Origin of the sequence: Sorangium sp. So ce693, assembly GCF_051521375.1 — a bacterium.
Classification (GTDB): Bacteria; Myxococcota_A; Polyangia; order Polyangiales; family Polyangiaceae; genus Sorangium; species Sorangium atrum.
The window spans coordinates 2,478,401-2,497,610 of sequence record NZ_CP150347.1; the positions used below are offsets into that span (position 1 = coordinate 2,478,401).

General features: G+C 74.4%; 9 protein-coding genes. 6 read left to right on the forward strand and 3 right to left on the reverse strand.

The window, feature by feature from the left end; translation table 11 throughout:
• Positions 1 to 118: 118 nt before the first annotated feature.
• The 3 genes from tsaD to WMF14_RS09500 are packed head-to-tail and all read right to left on the reverse strand — an operon-like array spanning position 119 to position 6,044.
• A complete protein-coding gene (gene tsaD, locus WMF14_RS09490; RefSeq protein ID WP_437800240.1) occupies positions 119 to 1,189 on the reverse strand; it encodes a tRNA (adenosine(37)-N6)-threonylcarbamoyltransferase complex transferase subunit TsaD in 1,071 nt (356 codons plus the stop codon).
• Positions 1,177 to 1,767, reverse strand: a complete 591-nt coding sequence (locus WMF14_RS09495) for a hypothetical protein (RefSeq protein ID WP_437800242.1) — start codon at positions 1,765 to 1,767, stop codon at positions 1,177 to 1,179. The genes tsaD and WMF14_RS09495 overlap by 13 nt, the downstream gene beginning before the upstream one ends.
• Positions 1,764 to 6,044 (reverse strand): HEAT repeat domain-containing protein, encoded by a 4,281-nt coding sequence (locus tag WMF14_RS09500; RefSeq protein WP_437800244.1) that lies wholly within the window; start codon positions 6,042 to 6,044, stop codon positions 1,764 to 1,766. Before WMF14_RS09500 ends, WMF14_RS09495 begins: the two co-directional genes overlap by 4 nt.
• Before the next feature lie 239 nt (positions 6,045 to 6,283).
• Here WMF14_RS09500 and WMF14_RS09505 point away from each other — a divergent pair, with 239 nt between their 5' ends.
• The 6 genes from WMF14_RS09505 (at position 6,284) to pssA (ending at position 19,174) form a co-directional block, all read left to right on the forward strand.
• Positions 6,284 to 8,041 (forward strand): AAA family ATPase, encoded by a 1,758-nt coding sequence (locus WMF14_RS09505; RefSeq protein WP_437800246.1) that lies wholly within the window; start codon positions 6,284 to 6,286, stop codon positions 8,039 to 8,041.
• Between the two features lie 236 nt (positions 8,042 to 8,277).
• A complete protein-coding gene (locus WMF14_RS09510) occupies positions 8,278 to 12,273 on the forward strand; it encodes a protein kinase domain-containing protein (RefSeq protein ID WP_437800248.1) in 3,996 nt (1,331 codons plus the stop codon).
• Between the two features lie 219 nt (positions 12,274 to 12,492).
• Positions 12,493 to 13,260 (forward strand): hypothetical protein, encoded by a 768-nt coding sequence (locus tag WMF14_RS09515; RefSeq protein WP_437800250.1) that lies wholly within the window; start codon positions 12,493 to 12,495, stop codon positions 13,258 to 13,260.
• A 223-nt stretch (positions 13,261 to 13,483) separates the two neighbouring features.
• Positions 13,484 to 14,656 carry a hypothetical protein gene (locus WMF14_RS09520; RefSeq protein ID WP_272101308.1) on the forward strand — a complete coding sequence of 391 codons (1,173 nt, stop codon included), beginning with the start codon at positions 13,484 to 13,486 and terminating at the stop codon, positions 14,654 to 14,656.
• A complete protein-coding gene (locus WMF14_RS09525; protein ID WP_437800252.1) occupies positions 14,653 to 18,195 on the forward strand; it encodes a hypothetical protein in 3,543 nt (1,180 codons plus the stop codon). Before WMF14_RS09520 ends, WMF14_RS09525 begins: the two co-directional genes overlap by 4 nt.
• A gap of 160 nt (positions 18,196 to 18,355) precedes the next feature.
• A complete protein-coding gene (gene pssA / locus WMF14_RS09530) occupies positions 18,356 to 19,174 on the forward strand; it encodes a CDP-diacylglycerol--serine O-phosphatidyltransferase (protein ID WP_437328406.1) in 819 nt (272 codons plus the stop codon).
• Positions 19,175 to 19,210: the final 36 nt, after the last annotated feature.

Consider the following 19,210-nt stretch of genomic DNA (forward strand, 5'->3'; position numbering starts at 1 on the left):
TCGTCCGCCATCGTCCGCCATCGTCCGCCATCGTCCGCCACCGGACGTCATGTCCCCACGCACACAGGACCCGCGTCCTCCGCGCCCTCGCGCCGCTCCCGCTACGGGCCTGTCCCGATCACCTCGCGCCACCGCCCTTGCGGGTCACCCGCGGCAGCGCTGTCCTCGTCTCGGGCGCGAGATCCAGCGTGTCCCGCTCCCCGGCCGCGAGCCGCAGCGCGCCCGCATACGCGATCATCGCCCCGTTGTCCGTGCAGCTCGCGAACGGCGGCACGAACAGCGCGAGGCCCCGACGCTCGCACGCCGCGGCCATCTTCGCGCGGAGCCCCTGGTTCGCCGCGACCCCACCGGCGAGGACCACCCGCCCGATCCCCTCGGCCCGCGCGGCCCGCACGGTCTTCTGCACGAGCGCGTCGACCACCGCCCCCTGGAACGCCGCGCACAGGTCGCGGAGCGCCTGCCCCTCCGGCCGCCCGCGCTTCGCCACGTGGCGCGCGACCGCGCTCTTGATGCCCGAGAAGCTGAACTCGAGCGACTCCTTGCGCGCCATCAGCGCCGGCACCGCGTCCGCCGCGGCCGCCGCGTCTCCCCCGGCCGCGAGCCGATCGACCACCGGCCCGCCCGGATACCCGAGGCCGAGCAGCTTCGCCACCTTGTCGAACGCCTCGCCCGCCGCGTCGTCGCGCGTCGCGCCGAGCTCCCGGATCGCGCCGATCGCCGGGCCGTCCACCCGGTAGATCGCCGTGTGCCCGCCCGAGGCGAGCAGCGCCACGTAGGGGAACGACGGCCGCTCATGCTCGTCGCCGAGAGGCGCGCCGCCCCGCCGCAGGAACACCGCGAGCAGGTGCCCCACGAGGTGATCGACGCCCACGAGCGGCTTGCCCGCGGCCCACGCGAGCCCCTTCGCGGCCTGCAGGCCGACGAGCAGCGCCCCGGCGAGCCCCGGCCGCGACGTCACCGCCACGCCGTCGAGATCCGCCGCCGAGACGCCCGCGCGCGAGAGCGCCTCGCGCACCACCGGGACCACCGCGCGCGCGTGATCGCGCGCCGCGATCTCCGGCACGACGCCCCCGTAAGGCGCGTGCAGCGCCACCTGGCTGCGCACGACGTCGGAGAGGACGTCGCCTCCCTCGGTGACCACCGCCGCCGCCGTCTCATCACACGATGTCTCGATCCCTAGAACCCGCATGTTCCTGCCCGCCGCGTCAGCCTGAAATTGCCAAACACCTGCCGCTGCCCCGCCGCCTCTGCCTCGCTCGACGCGAGCGGCGCCCGGCCCGGCCGGAGCAGGCGCACCTCGACCGACTCGTCCGTGCGGAGCGATAGCACCGCGAGCAGCGGCTCCGCCTCTGGCTCCGCCGCGTCGACCGCGTAGATCGCGTTGCGCTCCCGGCCCTCCCCGAACTCCAGCCGCGACAGCGGATCGTGGGAGAGCGCGCCGATCGGCCGCAGCGGCGCGCCGTCGAGGAGGCGCCGCTCGGCCGTGGCCCCGTCGGGCGCCTCGTAGGTCCACAGCGCGCCCGGCGGCTCCGGCCCGTCGAGCGCGTCCGCGTCGAGCGTGAGCCGCATCTGCACCCGCGGGCTCAGGCCGGCGCGGAACGCGCCTCCCAGCGTGATCGCGCCGCAGTACGCCTCCCCGTCGGCCGTCGAGAACCGGCTCAGGTCGTCGCAGCCGGCCGCCCCGCCGGCGCTCATCGCGCCGGCGAGGGCGAGCAGCGCGAGCCGCAGCGCGAGGCGCCGCGGCCCGGGCGGAGCGGCGCGGCTCAAGGCGCGGCGCTCCGCATCAGCTCGGCCGCGGTCTGGCGGACGCGCGGCTCGGGATCGCTCGCCGCGAGCTGCCGGAGCACCGGCGCCGCCGCCGCGCGGTCCGCGGAGGCCAGGGCGCGGGCCGCCGCCTCGCGCACCAGGGCATACGCGTCGGCGCGGGCCGCCTCGCCGAGCGTCTCCGCGACCTGGCTCGGCCTGCCGCCGCCCGCGCCCCCGCCCGGCGCGCCGAGCCGACCCAGCGCCTCCGCCGCGCGCACGCGCAGCGGCCAGCTCGACGAGGACCGCAGGAGCTCCGAGACGGCCGCGATCGTCGGCCCGTGCCGGACCGCGCCGAGCGCCGAGAGCGCCGCGCGCCGCACGCTCTCCTCGGGGTCGCCGAGCGCGTCGACCACCGCGGCCTGCGCCTCCGGCTCGGGCCGGGTCGCGAGCAGCTCGACCGCGCGCGTGCGCACCTCGATCGCCGGGTGCCGCACGAGCGCCACGAACCCGCCCACCACCGCCGCGGCGATCCCCTCCACGGCGGCCTCCACCTGCCGCCTCGGCTCCGGGGCGAGCGCCGCGCGCCCGTCCGTGAAGGGCGCGAGCCCGAGCGCCGCGCCGCCCACGCCGGCGCCGCGATCGCCGCCCGACACGGCCGCGCCGCGCGACAGGATCGCGTCCGCGACGACCAGGGCCCGCTCGGGCGACGTCGCGACCGCGGCGACCGCAGCCTTCTGCAGCGCCGGGCCGAGCGCCACGAGCGCCGCCGCGCGATCCTCCGGGCCGGGCGGATCGGGGTCGAGCCCCGCGAGCGCGTCCTTCACCGTCAGCGCGCCGTCCGGCACCGGCAGCGGCTCGCGCGTGCGCGGGTACGCGCGCCGCGTGAGCGCGACCGCCGCCGACACCGCGGCGGCGCGCAGCCCCTCGTCGGACGAGAACGCGCCGGCCGCGATCGCCTGCGCGGCCCCGCTCGCGGCGACCGCCTCGGCCTCGCCGGCGCCGCCGCCGCTGTGTCCCGCGCTGCCGCCGCCGTCGCCGAGCCGCGCGAGCGTGATCAGCGCTGCGCGGCGCAGCTCCGGCTCGCTCGAGTCGGCGAGCGACATGAACAGCGCGGGCCCCTCGCCGCCGCCCCCGAGCTCGCCCAGCGCGCGGACCGCGGCCGCGCGCGGCATGGAGCCGGCCTCGGGCGCCCTCGCGACCGCGGACAGCGCCGCCGCGTGCTTCCGGTCGTGCGTCAGCCCGAGGCCGAGCGCCGCGAGCGCCCGCACCTCCGGCGCCGGCGACGACAGGAGCCGCGCGAGCAGCGCCTCCGCCTTCGCCGCCGGCCGCCCGCCGCCCGCCGCGAGCCGCGCCACGCCCCAGGTCGCGGCGACCGCGACCGCGTCGTTCGGCAGCACGCTCGCGGCCGCGTCGCGCGGCGCGAGCATCTGCTCGTAGCGCTCCAGCATGGCCGGGTCGCGCAGCGCGCCGCACGCGATCATCGCGCGGGCGCGCAGGCCCTTGTCCGCCTGGCCGATCGCGAAGTTGTAGAGCGCCGGCCCGGCGCCCTTGTTCTCGACGTAGGCCAGCACCTCGATCGCGACCTTCTGCTGCGACTCCTTCTCGTCCGCGAGCGCGTCGAGCAGCGGCTTCACGGCGCGGGCGCCGATCTTCGCGAGCTCCGCGCGCGCCGCCGCGCCCCCCGCGCGACCCTCGCCGCGGACCTTCTGCATCAGCGGGAAGGTCATCGCGCCGTAGAGCTCCACGAGCAGCCGCCGGTAGAGCGGCTTCTGCGGGTTGCCGACCGCGACCGGCAGGAGCTCGCGCTCGAGCACCTCGAGCGAGCCCCGGCCGAGGTTCACCTGCATCGACATCCGCGCCGCGCGCGCGACGAGCTCCTCGTCGTTCGACGCCCGCACCACCCGGCGGAAGAGCCGGTCGGCCTCCTCGGCCTGCCCCGCCGTGAGCAGCAGCTCGGCGAGGTCGAAGTACACGGGGAACAGCCGGTCGTTCTTCGCGAGCGCCTGCCGGTACTCGGCGATCGCGCGCGGGAAATCCTGCCGCCGGCGGTACATGTCGCCGAGCTTCTGGTGGCCGCTCGCGTCCTCGGGCGACAGCTCGACGGCCCGCGCGGCGTACCGGATCGCGTCGTCGTCGCGGTACAGCTCCGCGGCGTACTGCGCCATGCGCTGGTAGAACTCGCGGGCCCGCTTCGGGTTCACCTCGACGAGCTTGCCCAGCACGTCGATCGCGCCGAGGAGGTTCTGCTGGAGCACGAGCACGCGCTCCAGCGCGAGGAGCGAGTCCTCGTCGCCCGGCGCCGCCTGGACCAGCCTCCGGAGCGTGGCCTCGGCGTCGGGCAGCCGGTGCAGCTTGCGCTGCACCTCCGCGAGCAGCCGCCCCGCCTCCAGGTCGGGCGGGGTCGCGTTGAAGCGCGCGCCGAGCGGCGCGACGCGGCTCGGCAGCTCGTGGGTGAGCGACCAGAGGCTGACGATGTGGGTGCGCGCCTCGCGCGCGAGCAGCTTGTCGGTGCCCGCCCCGGCGAGCAGCTGCTCCCAGAGCTCGCGCGCCTCCGTGTAGCGCGGCCCCGCGTTGCCGAGCGCGCTCGCGGTGCGCTCCAGCGCGATCGCGAGCGCCTTCTTGTAGCGGCTGTTCGCGGGCTCGAGCTGCGCGGCCTCCCGGAGCGCGGCGAGCGCCTCCGCCACCATGTCGTGGTCGAGGTACACCTCGCCGAGCGTGGCCGCGGCGCGCGCACGGCTCGGCACGACCTGCTTGATGCGCGCCCACGTCTCCAGCGCCTTCTTCTTGTCGCCCGCCTGGAAGTACCGGTCGCCCAGGTCGACGAGGTGGCTCGGATCGCCGCCCGCGGCCCCGGCGAGCCGCTGGAGCACCTTGAGGGCCCGGTCCTTCTCCTCCACCCGCTCGTAGAAATCGGCGACGGCCGCGAGCGTCTCGGCCTCGTCCGCGACGCGTCCCTCGAGCTGGGTGAGCAGCGCGAGCGCCTTGGGCCGGTCGCCCCGCTGGATGAGCGTCTCGCACAGCTCGAAGACGAAGTCCGCGTTGCCCGGGGCCGCCTTGATCAGGAGCTCGTACTCGCGGATCGCGGCGTCGAGCTCGCCGGCGGTCTGGAGCAGGTGGACGAGCCGGAGCCGCGTGTCGATGTGCTTGCCGTCGAGCGCGAGGGCCTTCCTGTAGATCCCGATCGCCTTGTCGACGTCGCCGGTCTCCTCGTACAGGGCGCCCAGGGTCGCGAGCCGCTGGAAGTCCTGCCCCTTCTCGGCCTCGAGGATCGCGATGAGCTCCGCGAGCTTGCCCTCGGCGCGGAACGCGTCGGTCATGATGAGCAGGATCTCGGCCCGCACCCCGGCGGCGCTGCCGGCGATGGCGAGCGCCCGCTTCAGCACGGTGAGCGCCTCGTCCATCTTCTTCTGCCTGGCGAGCGACTGCCCGAGATCGCGCAGCGCCGGCGCGAGCGCCCGGTTGTCGCCGGCAGCGGCCTTCACGAGCTCGCGGAACTCGGCCTCGGCGCGCGCGTGGTGCCCGCGCGCGGAGAGCTCGCGCCCGAGCTCGGCCTTCACGAAGAGCGAGCCCTGCGCGTTCTTCACGAGCGCGTCGTGCTGCGCCTTGGCCGCGTCGAAGTCGGAGAGGTCGAGGCAGAGCGCGAGCAGCGTGCGCCGGGTCTGCTCGACGTCCGCGGGGACCTTGAGCAGCGGCAGCGCCTTCTCGTAGTGCGCGCGCGCGCGGGCCTTGTCGCCGCGATCCGCCTCGAGCTGGGCGAGCGCCATCATGGCCGCCGGGTCTCCGGGCCGGTCCGCGATGGCGGCCTCGTACGTCTTGATGGCGTCGTCGTAGCGCCCATCCTGCTTGTAGACGCCGGCGAGCACGACCTTGGAGGCCCAGGCGTCGGCCCCGGGCTGCGCGGCGCGGCGCTCGAACTCCTCGACGAGCTTCTTCAGGTTCCCGTCGCGCTCGCGGTAGAGCTGGGCGAGGCGCTGGAGCGGGAAGGGCGCGCTCGGCTGGCTCATGACGATGGCCGTGTAGCGCGCGATCAGCGCGTCGCTCGACGGGCCGCCCCGCTTCCCGTCGCCGGCCTCGGCCGGCTCCGGCTTCGCCTGCGGCGGCTTCGCGGGCTGCGGCCGCGCGGCGGGGCCGGGCTTGCCGCCGCCGGGCTTGCCGCCGCCGGGCTTGGGGGCCGTCGGCCTGGGCCGCTTGCCGCGGCCGGACGGATCGAAATCCGCGGCCTCGGCGTGCGGGATCGCGAGCGTCGCGGCCGCGGGGATCAGGACCGCGAGGCAGCCGGCCAGAACGTGGGATCGCACCTGGGTAGGGTAGATCGACCGTGCGCGGCGGGCCACGCGGAGCAGCGGCGGCGCCGGGAACGGGCGGGATCGGGGCGGCGCGGATGCGGGACATGCGAGGCCGCTGAGCTCAGCAGACGTCTTTCCAATTCCGGCCGCGCGCTTGACGCGCCGGGGGCGGCCGGGGACAGTCCCCGCGCGCCCTGGTAGCGCCGACACGATCACGTCGAGCGACAGCCCCCTGCGCGCCGCGAGTCGCCATGCCCTTCGTCCCCGCCCTCGGCCAGTCCGATTTTCGCGAGCTCCGCCGCGCGGGCGCGGGTTATGTCGACAAGACCCCCTTCCTGGGACAGCTCCTCGCCGATCCTGCGCAGGTCGTCCTGTTCCCGCGGCCGCGCCGCTTCGGAAAGACACTGAACCTCTCTACCCTCGCGTATTTCCTCGGGAAGCGCGACGAGGACCTCTCCCCGCTGTTCCAGGATCTCGCCGTCTGGAACGACCCGGCGGCCCGCGAGCATTTCCAGCGGTACCCCGTCCTCTTTCTGACGTTCAAGGACATCAAGACCCTCTCCTACGAGACCACGCTGGACGCGATCCGTACCGAGGTGCAGCGCCTCTACAGCCAGCATCAACACCTGCTGAAGAGCGACGCGCTCCGCCCCGATGAGCGGCGACACTACGAGCACATGCTCCTCGGAGAGATCTCCGAGGAAGACTGCCGTGGCTCACTGAGAGAGCTCTCCGATTACCTCGCGCGCCACCACGGCCAGAAGGTGGCCATCCTGATCGACGAGTACGACACCCCCATCCAGTCCGGTTACCTGAACGGCTTCTTCGACGAGGTGACGCTGTTCTTCCGGAACTTCTTCTCTGCCGCCCTCAAGGACAACCCCTCTCTCTTCAAGGGGGCGCTCACGGGGGTGCTGCGGGTCGCCCCGGAGAACCTCTTCTCCGGCCTGAACAACGTCATCGTGTCGTCGATCCTGAGCGACCGCCGCTACGCGACCTCCTTCGGCTTCACCGAGGCCGAGGTCGCCAGCGTCCTGGAGCAAGCGCGGCCCGACGGCGTCTCCGCAGCGCAGCCGGCGCCGCTCCCGGATCCCACGCTGCCGCGCCTCGAGGAGGTACGCGCGTGGTACAACGGATACCGCTTCGGCGGCGAGGTCATCTACAATCCCTGGTCGATCCTCAACTGTGTGGCCAGCGGCGCTCTCCGGCCGTACTGGGTCAACACGGCCTCGACAGAGCTCCTCCAGCATCTCATCGCCCGGCGGGGGCTCGGGCTCTCGAGCGAGACCGAGGCGCTGCTGCGCGGCGAGCCCGTCGAGGCGCGCATCGACGAGAACATCGTCTTGCGCGATCTGGACCAGCAGCCGGAGGCGCTGTGGGGCTTCCTCCTCTTCTCCGGCTATCTCACCGCCACGGCGGTGCGGGAGGAGCTCGGCGAGGTCACCGCCTCGCTCGCCATTCCCAACCTCGAGGTCCGCGTCGCGTACCGCGAACTCTTCCGCTCCTGGCTCCGGCGCGGGCTCCCGGAGCGGAGGCACGCCGAGGCGCTGATCCGCGCGCTGCTCGACGGCGACGCCCCGTCGCTGGAGGCGCTGATCGAGCGGCTGCTCGTCACGGTGATGTCCTATCAGGACCCGGCCGGCCGGGAGCCGGAGAAGCTCTATCACGGCTTCATTCTGGGCCTCCTGGTGCAGCTCGAGGGGGATTACGACGTTCGCTCGAACCGCGAGTCCGGCCTCGGCCGCGCGGACCTGCTCGTGCGGCCGCGCGCGCCGGGCCGTCCAGGCGTCGTGCTGGAGCTCAATGTGCCACAGCGAGGCGAGACCCCGGAGCAGGCGCTCCTGGCCGCGGCGCGGCAAGTCCGCGACCGACGCTACGCGGTGGAGCTGGTCGCCGCCGGCGCCGCCCCCGTGCATGAGCTGGTCGCGGTCTTCGACGGAAAGCAAGCCTGGGTGCGGCAGGTCGACGAGGTCCTCTCCCGCGCCAAGGACGGACCCTCGCAGGGCTGATCGACTCGGGCAGACGTCGGGCACATCGTTGTTCGTTGTGGTGAGGCGCACAACTTTGGATCCGCCCTCGCCGCGCGCTCATCGCGCTGCGGTCCCTGAGGTTGCCTTGCTTACAGCACAATTTGCTGACGGGGAGCGCCGCCGTTCTGGATATCCTCGGTCACTGCGATGGGCTCGTCCGAAGCACCCCACAGGCGAGCGCTGCGGCTCTCTGGGTCGTCTCGGGGGTACCGCTGATGCGCGCTGGTGACATCGTCGCCGACCGCTTCGAGATCGAAGGTCACGCGACCTCCGGCGGCATGGCGCAGATCTTCCGCGCCCGCGATCGGCTCACGGGCGAGCCGGTCGCGCTGAAGCTCCTCCAGCGCACGGGCCCGCAGGAGTCGCACCGCTTCCGCCGGGAGGCCCACGCGCTCGCAGCGCTCCGTCACCCCGGGGTCGTCGGGTACGTCGCCCACGGCACGACCGAGGGCGGCGATCTCTACCTCGCGATGCAGTGGCTCTCGGGCGAGACCCTCGCCGAGCGCTTGCTCCGCGAGCCGCTCACCGTCCCCGAGAGCCTCTCGCTCGGCGTGCGCGTCGCCTCCACGCTCGGCGCCCTCCACCGGCTCGGCGTCGTCCACCGCGACCTCAAGCCGAGCAACCTCCTGCTCGTCGGCGGCTCCGTCGACGAGGTCACCCTGCTCGACTTCGGCGTCGTGCGCGTCGCGGACGCCGGCCAGGAGCTCACCATGCCCGGCGTGATGCTCGGCACCCCCGGCTACATGGCCCCCGAGCAGGCGCGCGGCGAGGTCGCCATCGATGCCCGCGCCGACGTCTTCGCCCTCGGCTGCATCCTCTACCGCTGCCTCACCGGCCGGCCCCCGTTCGTCGGCAACGACGGCCTCTCGGTGCTCGTGAAGGTCCTCCTCGAGGATCCACCCCGGCTCCGGGAGCTCCGCGGCGAGGTCCCGGCCGCGCTCGACGACCTCGTGACGCGCATGCTCGCCAAGGCCCCGCGCGACCGCCCCCGCGACGGCGCGGCCGTGGCCGCCGAGCTCGGGGCGCTCGGCGATCTCGCGCCTGGCTCGCGGCGCGTCCCCCTGTCCATCGGCGGCCCCACGCCCGAGCTGACGACCGGCGAGCGCCGGATGATCTGCCTCCTCGTCGCCCGCGACGGCGCGCTCGACAGCGACGCCACCCGGTCCGAGGGCGAGGACGCGCTCCGGGTGCGCGCGCTCAGCGCCCTGGCCGAGCGCCACCAGGGCCGCCTCGAGATCATCGAGGCGCGCTCTCCTGTCGTCGTGCTGTCGGGCCTCGTCGCGCCGACCGACCTCGCCGCCCGGGGGGCGCGGTGCGCGCTCGCGATGCAGGTGCTGCTCGGCGGCGCGCCCGTCGCGCTCGTCTCGGGGCGCGCCGAGATCACCGCCCGCTCTCCGATCGGCAAGCTCATCGACCAGGCCGCCGCGCTGCTCGCCGGCGACGAGGCGCGGCTCGGCGTCGTCCGCATCGACGAGGTCACGGCCAGCCTGCTCGGCGCGCGGTTCGATCTCGGGTCGGATCACGCAGGCCACCTCCTGCGCGGCGAGTGCGACGACCTCGAGGCGGTGCCGCGCCTCCTGGGCAAGCCGACGCCGTGCGTGGGCCGCGACCGCGAGCTGTCGCTCCTGGAGGCGACCTTCGTCCAGTGCATCGAGGAGCAGACCCCGTCCGCGGTGCTGGTGACGGCCCCCGCCGGCATGGGCAAGTCGCGCTTGCGCGTCGAGCTGCTCCGGCGCCTCCGGGCGCGGGACGAGCCGATGGCGGTCTGGATCGCGCGCGGCGATCCCATGAGCGCCGGCTCCGCCTTCGGCCTCCTGGCGCAGGTGCTCCGCCGCGCGCTCGGCGTCGCCGACGGCGCGCCGGCCGCGGCGGTGCATCGCAAGATCCGCGAGCGCGTCGGTCGCCACGGCGAGCGCGTCGCCCACGTCGCGCCCTTCCTTGGCGAGCTCGTGGGGACGCCCTTCCCGGACGAGGCCAGCGAGGCGCTCCGGGCGGCGCGGCGGAGCTCCGTGCTGATGGGCGATCAGCTGCACCTCGCGTGGGAGGAGTTCCTGCGCGCCGAGTGCGCGGCGCAGCCGGTGCTGCTCGTCCTCGAGGACATGCACTGGGGCGACCTGCCCACGGTGGGCATGATCAACAGCGCCCTCCGCAACCTGCGCGACGCGCCGTTCATGGTGCTGGCGCTCGGCAGGCCCGAGGTGCGCGAGATGTTCCCGAAGCTGTGGGCCGGCCGCGGCCTGCAGGAGATCGAGCTCGCGGGGCTCTCGCGCCGCGCCAGCGAGCGGCTCGCGCGCCAGGCGCTCGGCGGCGCCGTCACCGACGAGATGATCGGCACGCTGGTCGAGCGGGCCGACGGCAACGCCTTCTTCCTGGAAGAGCAGATCCGTGCTGCCGCCGAGGGGCGAGGGGCCGCGCTGCCGGAGACGGTGCTGGCGATGGTGCAGGCGCGGCTCGAGGCGCTCGCTCCCGAGGCGCGGCGCGTCCTCCGGGCGGCGAGCGTCTTCGGCCAGAGCTTCCGGCCCGCCGGCGTCGCCGCGCTGCTCGGCGGCGCCGACGCCGAGGTGGCAGACTGGCTCGCCGAGCTCGTCGAGCGCGAGGTGATCGTCCAGAGGCGGCAGCCTGGCCGGGGCGGCGCGCACGGCGAGGGCTTCTCCTCCACGCCGTCCGCGCGCGGGGGGCCCGAGCGCGACGCCTCGCCGGCGCGCCGGGCCGCGACGCTCGATCCCGGCCCTCCGATCGAGGCGCGCGCGGACGATCCCGAGTACAGCTTCCGGCACGGCCTCGTGCGGGAGGCGGCGTACGGGGCGCTCACGGAGTACGACCGGCGGCTCGGCCACCGGCTGGTGGCCGAGTGGCTCGAAGGGGAGGGGAAGGGCGACGCGGCGGAGCTCGCGGAGCACTTCGAGCGCGGCGCCGAGCCGGGGCGCGCGGCGGCATGGTACCGGCGCGCGGCGGAGCAGGCGCTGCGCGGCAACGATCTCCTCGCCGCGATTCGCCACGCCGAGCGCGGCCTCGCGTGCGGCGCGACCGGGGCAGAGGCGGGCGGGCTGCTCCTCGTCGACGCGGAGGCCCGCGTGTGGCGTGGCGATTTCGCCGTGGCCGAGCAGCGCGCGCTCGAGGCCGTCGCGCTGTTCGAGCCGGGCTCGCCGTCCTGGTACTCCGCCGTGACCTGGGTGGTCATGGCCGCTGGCAAGCAGGGGGCCTTCGATCGCGTGGAGTCCTGGGTGGCGACGGCGCGGGGCGCGTCGCCCCGCGAGGGCGCGCTGACCGGGAGGGACGTCTGCCTCGTCGAGGGGGCCAACTGGCTCGCCTTCGGCGGCCGCTACGCTGTGGCGGACGGGATCATCGAGGCCCTCGAGCGCAGCGGGGAGGAGGAGCGGCCGCTCGACGTCGAGGTGCTCGCCAGGCTCTACGAGGCGCGCGCCATCCGCACCATGACCTCCGGCGATCTCGGCGCCTGCCTCGACGGCATCGAGGCGGCGCTCGCGGTGTTCGAGCGGAGCGGCGATCGCCGCAACGCGTGCTCGCTGCGGGTGAACCTGGGCGCCATCACCATGGAGCTCGGGGACTACGAGGGGGCCGAGGCCGCGCTGCGCGCAGCGCTCCGCGCGGCGGAGCAGATGGAGCTCACGGATCTGGCCGCGTTCGCCCGCAGCAACCTGGGCAACGTGATGATCGCCCGCGGCAACCTCGACGAGGCCCGGCGGGTCGAGGAGGAGGCGATCGCGACGTTCCAGCGGCTGGGCGATCCGAGGGCCGAGGGGATCGCCCGCGCGTACCTCGGGAAGGCGGCGCTGCTCGCCGGCGACCTTGGCGCAGCCGAGGCCGAGGCCCGCGCGGCCGCGGAGCTCCTGCAGAACGCGCCGCCGCTGCGCGCGGCGGCGTGGGCCCTCTCCGCGCGCGTCCTGCTCCGGAAGGGCTGTCCCGAGGAGGCGCTCGCGCTCTCTGGCGACGCGCTCTCCCTCCTGGAGTCGCTCGGCGCGGTCGAGGAGGGCGAATCGCTGATCCGGCTCGTGCGGGCCGAGGCGCTCTTCGCGAGCGGCCGGCAGGCCGAGGCGCTCGCCGCGATCGCGCAGGCGCGCCACAGCGTGATGTCCCGTGCCGGGCAGATCTCGAATCCTCGCTACCGGGATCAGTTTCTGTCTGCGCTCGACAACGGCGAGACGCTCGCGCTCGCGGCGCAATGGCTCGGCGACCGAGACGCTCCATGAGCTCGCGCTTCGCCGCACGTGGGATCTCCTGCTCGCAGCTCTTCCAGGAGCCGCGCGCCGCCCACGAGCGCGCCTGAACGGCCGTTTCCTCGCCGTTCTCACGACGTCGCCGCAGGTGCGGAATTTTAGGGTTCCTCCGGAAAAGTCGTTGAGGAAATTCCTGATGCGTGTTTCATTTGTGTGGAGGGGGCTATGCAGTACCGTTTCAGACTCGCAATCTTGTTCCTGGGCCTGAGCGCCAACCATCTGCTGGCCTGTGTCGGCGAGGCGGACCCCCTGGAGGGAGACGGGGGCACGGCGGAGCAGGAGGTGGTGACGCGGAACGCGTTCACGAAGACAGCGCTCGTGGAGAGTGCGTTCGCGACAGACACGCTCGCCACGGAAGCGCTGACGGGAAACCCGCTGACGAGCGACGGGCTCGCGAGCAGCAGCGATGTCATGAGCGCGCTGCGGGATCCTCTGGCTCGCGAGTTCTTGACGTACGTGGCGGGCTGCGCGCTCCCGGAGGGGCAATCCGTGCAGGTCTCTCTGGACGGCGAGACGTATACCTTCGGAGGGAGTATCGGCCTCGCGCTCGAGTGGGGCCGAGAACACGGGAAGTGCAACGCTCACTGTCAAGGCTGGGTCTCGGCCTGCATGCTGGCCAGGATCAACCACCTCGGCGAGAGCGTGCCTATCTCGATGCGTGGCAAGCACAAGGCCCTCGACTCGGATCAAGCGGAGCGAGAGGCCTTTCCGAACCGAGAGGCGGCCTATTTCGGCGACCTCTTCGCGCCGGAGCAGCGCCGGTTCGCGTGCAAGTCGCCCGGCTCGACGCTCATCGGCCGCGTGTGCGGCGGGACGGGCGTCGACACGCAGGGCTGCATCGTCGACGTCCTCGGCGACTGCGACGACATCTGCGGCGCTCCGACGTCGGACGGCAGCTTCCCGAACTGCGTTGGCGGTGGCCATACGACCCCGACGACGGTGACCGTCTTCCGGGAGTAGCGGGTCCTGGTTTCCGCCGCGTGGGCCTCGTCGGTGGCCAGCGCGACCGCCACGGGCTCCTCTCGGGTGCGTTCGTCAACGCGTGATTTTCCGGCAGCAGCAGCCGAGCCGGCCCCTCGACCGCGCCACCGCACGGTTCGCCGCCCGCGCCTTGCCACGGGCTGACGCGCTGCGGCCGCCTCCCCGCGACGGCTCGCCGCTTTCGTACTATGGTCGCGCCGCCATGAAACGAAGGCTGCCTGCCCCGCTCGCCTGCCTGCTGCTCGCCGCCTGCGCCTCCTCGGAACCCCGACCGAAGGAGCCGCTCGGTCAGATCCCGGAGGCGACGACCACGGCGAAGCCAGAGTGGCTTCCCTTCCGCGTCCGCGCCGGCAAGAGCGTCGCCGCCGATCCGCGCGAGAAGCACTTCGCCGAGCTCCGCCAGCTCACCTTCGGCGGCGAGAACGCCGAGGCCTACTGGTCGCCCGACGGCAGGAAGGTCGTGTTCCAGTCGACCCGCGACGGGAACAGCTGCGACCAGCAGTACATCATGGATCTGGAGAGCGGCGAGGTGCGCCGGGTCTCGAACGGCCAGGGCAAGACCACCTGCGGCTACTTCCTCTTCCCTGCGCCCGCGGCCCCTGCCCAGGCGCGCGTCCTCTTCGCGTCCACGCACGCCGCCGGCGAGGCGTGCCCGCCGAAGCCCGACCACTCGCAGGGGTACGTGTGGCCGCTCGACGAGTTCGACATCTACACAGCGAACGCCGACGGCTCGGATCTCCGCCCCCTCATCCAGGGCAAGGGCTACGACGCCGAGGCGACCGTCGCGTTCGACGGCTCGCGCCTCGTGTTCACGAGCACGCGCGACGGGGACATCGACCTCTACACCGCGAAGCTCGACGGCTCGGACGTCAAGCGCATCACGAGCACGCCCGGCTACGACGGCGGCGCCTTCTTCTCCCCCGACGCGACCAAGCTGGTCTGGCGGGCGAGCCGCCCCACCGGAGCGGCGCTCGACGACTACCGCGCGTTGCTCGCCAAGGGGCTCGTGCGCCCCAGCGCGCTCGAGATCTTCGTCGCGAGCGCCGACGGGCAGAACCCGCGCCCGGTGACGAGGAACGGCCGCGCCAACTTCGCGCCCTACTTCCTCCCGGACTCGCGGCGGATCCTCTTCGCCTCGGATTTCAGCACCCCGGTGGGCGCCCGGGGCATGCCCAACTTCGACCTCTACCTCGTCGACTCCGACGCGCCCCCGACGGCGGACGGCGTGCCGCCCGTCGAGCGCGTGACCTTCTACGAGGGCTTCGACAGCTTCCCGATGTTCTCGCCGACCGGCGAGCACGTCGTCTTCGCCTCGAACCGGTACGGCGCGAAGCCCGGCGAGACCAACCTGTTCGTCGCCCGCTGGGTCGAATGACCGCGCCGCCGTCGCGGACCCGCGCGCCGATCGCGCTCGCGTCGGCGTGCGCGCTCGCGGGCTGCTCGGGCGCTCCGGCGCAGCCGCCCCGCCCTGCCGCGGCCGCCCTCCCCTCGACGGACGCCGCGGGCGCGGCCTACACCTCGCCGGCGCGCTGGAGCTACCACCCGGCGGCGCCCGACGCCGCGGTCGCGTGGGCGCCGTTCGCCGGTGCCGGCTGCGTCGTTGTCGCCCAGGGAGGGCAGCGATGGACGGTGACGCCCGATCCTCGGACGTCCTCGCCGCCGCCGAGCGCCGCCGGGCCCGCTGCGCAGGCCGAGCGCTGCGCCGGTCAGGGCAGGACGAGCGCCTCGCCCGCGCCCGAGGAGCTCACCGCGATCGTGCGGCGCTCGCCGGCCTCGTGGATGTTCGTCGGCGCGAGCGGCGCGATCTACGAGGCCTCCTCGCCGCTCGGCCAGCTCACGCGGGCGCTCTCTCCGCCCGAGCCGCTCCTGCAGGTCGCGGGCGCCGGCGGCTCGCTGATCGGGGTGACCCGGGGCGGCGGGCTGCTCCGGTGGCGCGAGGAGCTCGGCTGGAAGCCGGTCCTGCTCGACGGCGCCGCGGGGCAGGGCGGGGCCCAGCCGCGCGCCTTCGGCGTCGCCATGGCCGACGGCGGCCGCGCGCTCGTGCTCGCGCTGCCGGAGGCGCTGTTCGCCAGCGAGGACGGCGGGGGCACCTGGGCGCGCGCGCCGCTCCCGACGATGGGCCTCTCGCGGGTCGGCACCCTCGGGGGCGAGCTCCTCGCCGAGGGGCTCCTCGCGTCGGCGACCTGGGACCCACGGCGCACGCCCGCGTTCTCCCGCAGCGCGGCGACGCTCCCGCGGACGGACGTCGAGCTCGACGTGACGATCCCGCGCGCCCCGTCCGCGTCCGCTGTGTCGCTCGGGCGGGCGGCGGTGAGCGGCGATCGCTACGTCGAGGCGGTGCGCCCGGAAGACGCCGGCGCGCCGTGGCTCTTCGCGAGCGGCCCCATCGAGGGGCCGCTCAAGGAAGCGGCCCTGCCGGGCACCGGCGACTGCGGGAGCATCAAGCTCGGCGCGAACGGCCGGCGCGTCGTCGCCGTGTGCGCCGAGCCGGACGGCGATCGCGTCGCGGCGCGGGTGCTCCGCAGCGACGATGGCGGCGGCGCGTGGTCGCCGGTCGCCACGCTGGAGACGCCCGACATCGACCAGGTCGGCGTCGCCGTGGCGCCCGAGGGCGCGGCGCTCCTGACCGGCGTCTGCAAGACGAGCGACGGCGCGGACAGCTGCAAGCCGACCGCGCCGCTCCTCCTGACCCACGACGGCGCCCACGAGGAGGATCGCGCCGCGCTCGTCCTCGCGGCGGCCCCCACGCTCAGCGCCCCCGCCGCGCTGCCCGCGTTCTCGGCGGACGGGCGCTCCGCGTATTTCCTCGGCTACCGCGGCAAGGACGAGCGCCTCGCGCTGTTCGTCTCGCACGACGGCGGCGAGACCTTCGCGCCGCGGCCGCTCGACGCGACCGCCGCGCCGCCGGCGCCGCGGGGCGACGGCGACGAGGGCGAGGACGAGGACGCCGAGGGCGGGCCGGGCGACGGTCGATCGCCGGAGGGGTTCGAGATCGTCGAGGAGAGCGCGCTGCGCGCGGCGGAAGACGGCGCCGTCGGCCTGCTGCTCTCGGAGCGCGGCTCGCTCACGTACCTGACCGCCGACGAGGACGGCCGGGTGCTCACGGCGACGACCCCGCCGGCGGAGAGCGCGGCGCTCGCCGGCTTCGGGCGGCGTGTGCTGGCGCTCGCGCCGCGCGTGAGAGAGGGCGGCGATGACGTCGCGGCGCTCTGGGAGTCGCTCGACGGCGGCGTGAGCTGGGCGGAGCTCCCGGAGATGCCGGCCCTGTCGCGCGAGCTCTCCCAGGCCCAGCTCGCCATCGCGTGCGGCGCCAGCGGCTGCCTCTTCGGCGACGCGGCGACCCGCGTCGGCTGGGGCGGCCAGGCCGACGGCGCGCTGCCGCGCGCGCCGGATCCGGCCCCGCGCGCGCAGCCTTCCGCGCGCACGCCCATCGTCTGCGAGACGCTGCCGTCCTCGAAGTGGACGCGCGTCGACCATGTCGACTCGAGCGGCCTCGGCCTGCCCGACGGCGACGAGCTCTTGCGCGGCCGGTCGGTGTGGTCGTTGCTCACGCGCGCCCCGAGCGGCGCCGTCGACGTCGTCTCCGCGATGCTCCCCGAGTCCGGCGCCGGGGAGGCGCGGGTCGTCACGCGATCGCTGCTGCCCGCGGTGCCGGCGGGGCTCGGGCGAGCGCGGGTCGCGACCAACGTCACCTCCCAGATGGAGGGCTACGCCGTGGCGCGCCTGCGGATCCCGGGCGGCGCGGCGATGCCGGGGGCCCCGATGCGCAACGTCGAGGTCGCCTGGGAGAACTTCCTGGATGGCACCTCGGGCCGCGGCACGATCCCCGACGCCGGTCCGTTCGAGCTCGGCGACGTGAAGGTCATCCCCGACGCCGCGCGAAAGCCGCGCGCGGGCGCCCGGCCGCAGGCGGGCCCGGCAGGCGCCGCCTCGCGCCGCGCGCCGCCCCCCGACGACTTCTTCGATCCCGCGCTCCTGTCGGTCTCGATGCGCGGGCTCTTCGTGAGGCCGCACTCCGCCAGCGCTCACTCGGCGCTCACGTTCTTCTACGAGCCGCCGGGGAAGCTTCAGCGCTTCGACTTCCCGTCCTGGCCCGCGTCGGGCCTTCACGGCAGCCTCGACGTGCGCGCCGACGCGGTCCTGGCGGACGGCCAGCCCGTCGGCGTGGGGATGGTCCGGCAGGCGTCGAACGGCCCGATGATCGGGATGCTGCTCGCCCACCGCCCGGCGCCTCCCGCCGGCGCGCCCGCCGCGCCGGGCCCGGGCGCCGAGTGGGCGGTCGACGCCGTCTCGGTCGCTCCGCCGGCGGATCGCGATCGGATCGTGCACACCGACTGGACCTACGCTGGACGGTCGATCGGCGTGACGACGCTGGTCGCCGATCCCGGGCACGCGGTCGCGTGGTCGATCTTCCAGGCGTTCCGCGCGGATGGCACGCTCGGCCCCGCGCAGCCGCTGCCGACGCCGTTCGACCTCGGAGACGCGCCGCGCCCCTGCTCCGCCGCCGAACGCGCGGCGAGCGCGCGCCAGGAGGCGCCGTTCTTCCTCGGCAGCACGGCCTTGTTCCCGGGCACACGCCACCCGGTGATCGTCGTCGACGCCGCTGGTCCCTCGGGCCCGCCCGAGGTCACTGTGCTCCTGACCTCCACCCTGGTGCTCCACGGCACGCCTGCGGCGCCGTGCGTCGCGGGCTGGGACGCGCGAGCGATCGGGCGGGCTCCTCGGTCCGCGATCATCCCAGGCGATCTCGCCCAGTCGTGGTTGTTCCGGGCGGCGGCGGGCTCGGCTGCTGCTGCGGGCGGAGCGAGCGGCCCGGCCGTCGAGCTCCGCCCGATGGTGTGCCGCTTCGATCCCGGCGCGGAGGTCCCGGAGGCGGTATGGAGTGAGCCGGGCATGGCGCGGCTCGCGCGTTGAGCGACGGCGGAAAAACGACCGATGAAACGAAGTCGACGGTGAGATGAAACGATCCCGGATCCTGGCTCGCGGTAACCTTCTAGCGACTCGCGTGTGCGCTTCGGCGCTTGCGTTCGCGGTCCCTGCGGCGATAGCCTGGCCTGCCTAAACGGGAGGCGGCATGATCCGGAAGCGACGGCGGTTCGAGCTCAGGAAGACGCTGTTCCTGCTTCCGAACCTGATCACGCTCTCATCGATCTTCTGTGGATTCGACTCGATCCGGCGCTCCGCGACCGCGCAGTCGGAAGATGATTTCTACCGCGCCGCGCTGCTGATCGTCTTCGCGATGTTCTTCGACACCCTCGACGGGCGTGTCGCGCGGATGACGAAGACCCAGAGCGCCTTCGGCCTGCAGATCGACTCGCTGGCGGATATCGTCTCGTTCGGCGTGGCGCCGTCGATGCTCGTGTATCAGTGGACGCTGCACCGCTTCGATCTCGCGGGGCTGCTCGTGTCGTTCTTCTTCACCGCGTGCGGCGCGGTCCGGCTGGCGCGCTTCAACGTCCTCTCCATGGGTGAGGCGGGCAAGCCCACGAAGCCTTCGAAGTACATCGTCGGCCTCCCGATCCCGGGCGCGGCGGGCATCCTGGTCTCGATCGTGGTCGCGAACCACGCGGCCGCCGGCGAGATCGGCGGCGAGCGCTACGCGTCGGCGATCCTCGCCACGACGACGATCCTGTCGCTGCTGATGGTCTCGACCATCCGGTTCCGCTCTTTCAAGGATCTCCGGCTCAACGTCCGGACGGTGCTCTTCGTGGCGTTCGCTGTCGGGTCGAGCGCGGTGATCTCGACGCAGCTGCAGCCTGCGTTCGTGCTCGTGTGGTTGCTCGGCTTCTACGTGCTGCTCGGGATCTTCGAGTCGCTCTGGCACCTGCCTGCGCGGCTCCGCGGTCTGCGGCGAGACTCGGTGCCTCCGCCCGGGGTACCCCCTGCGGCCTGAAGCGCCTGCGGCCTGAAGCGCCTGCGGCCTGAAGCG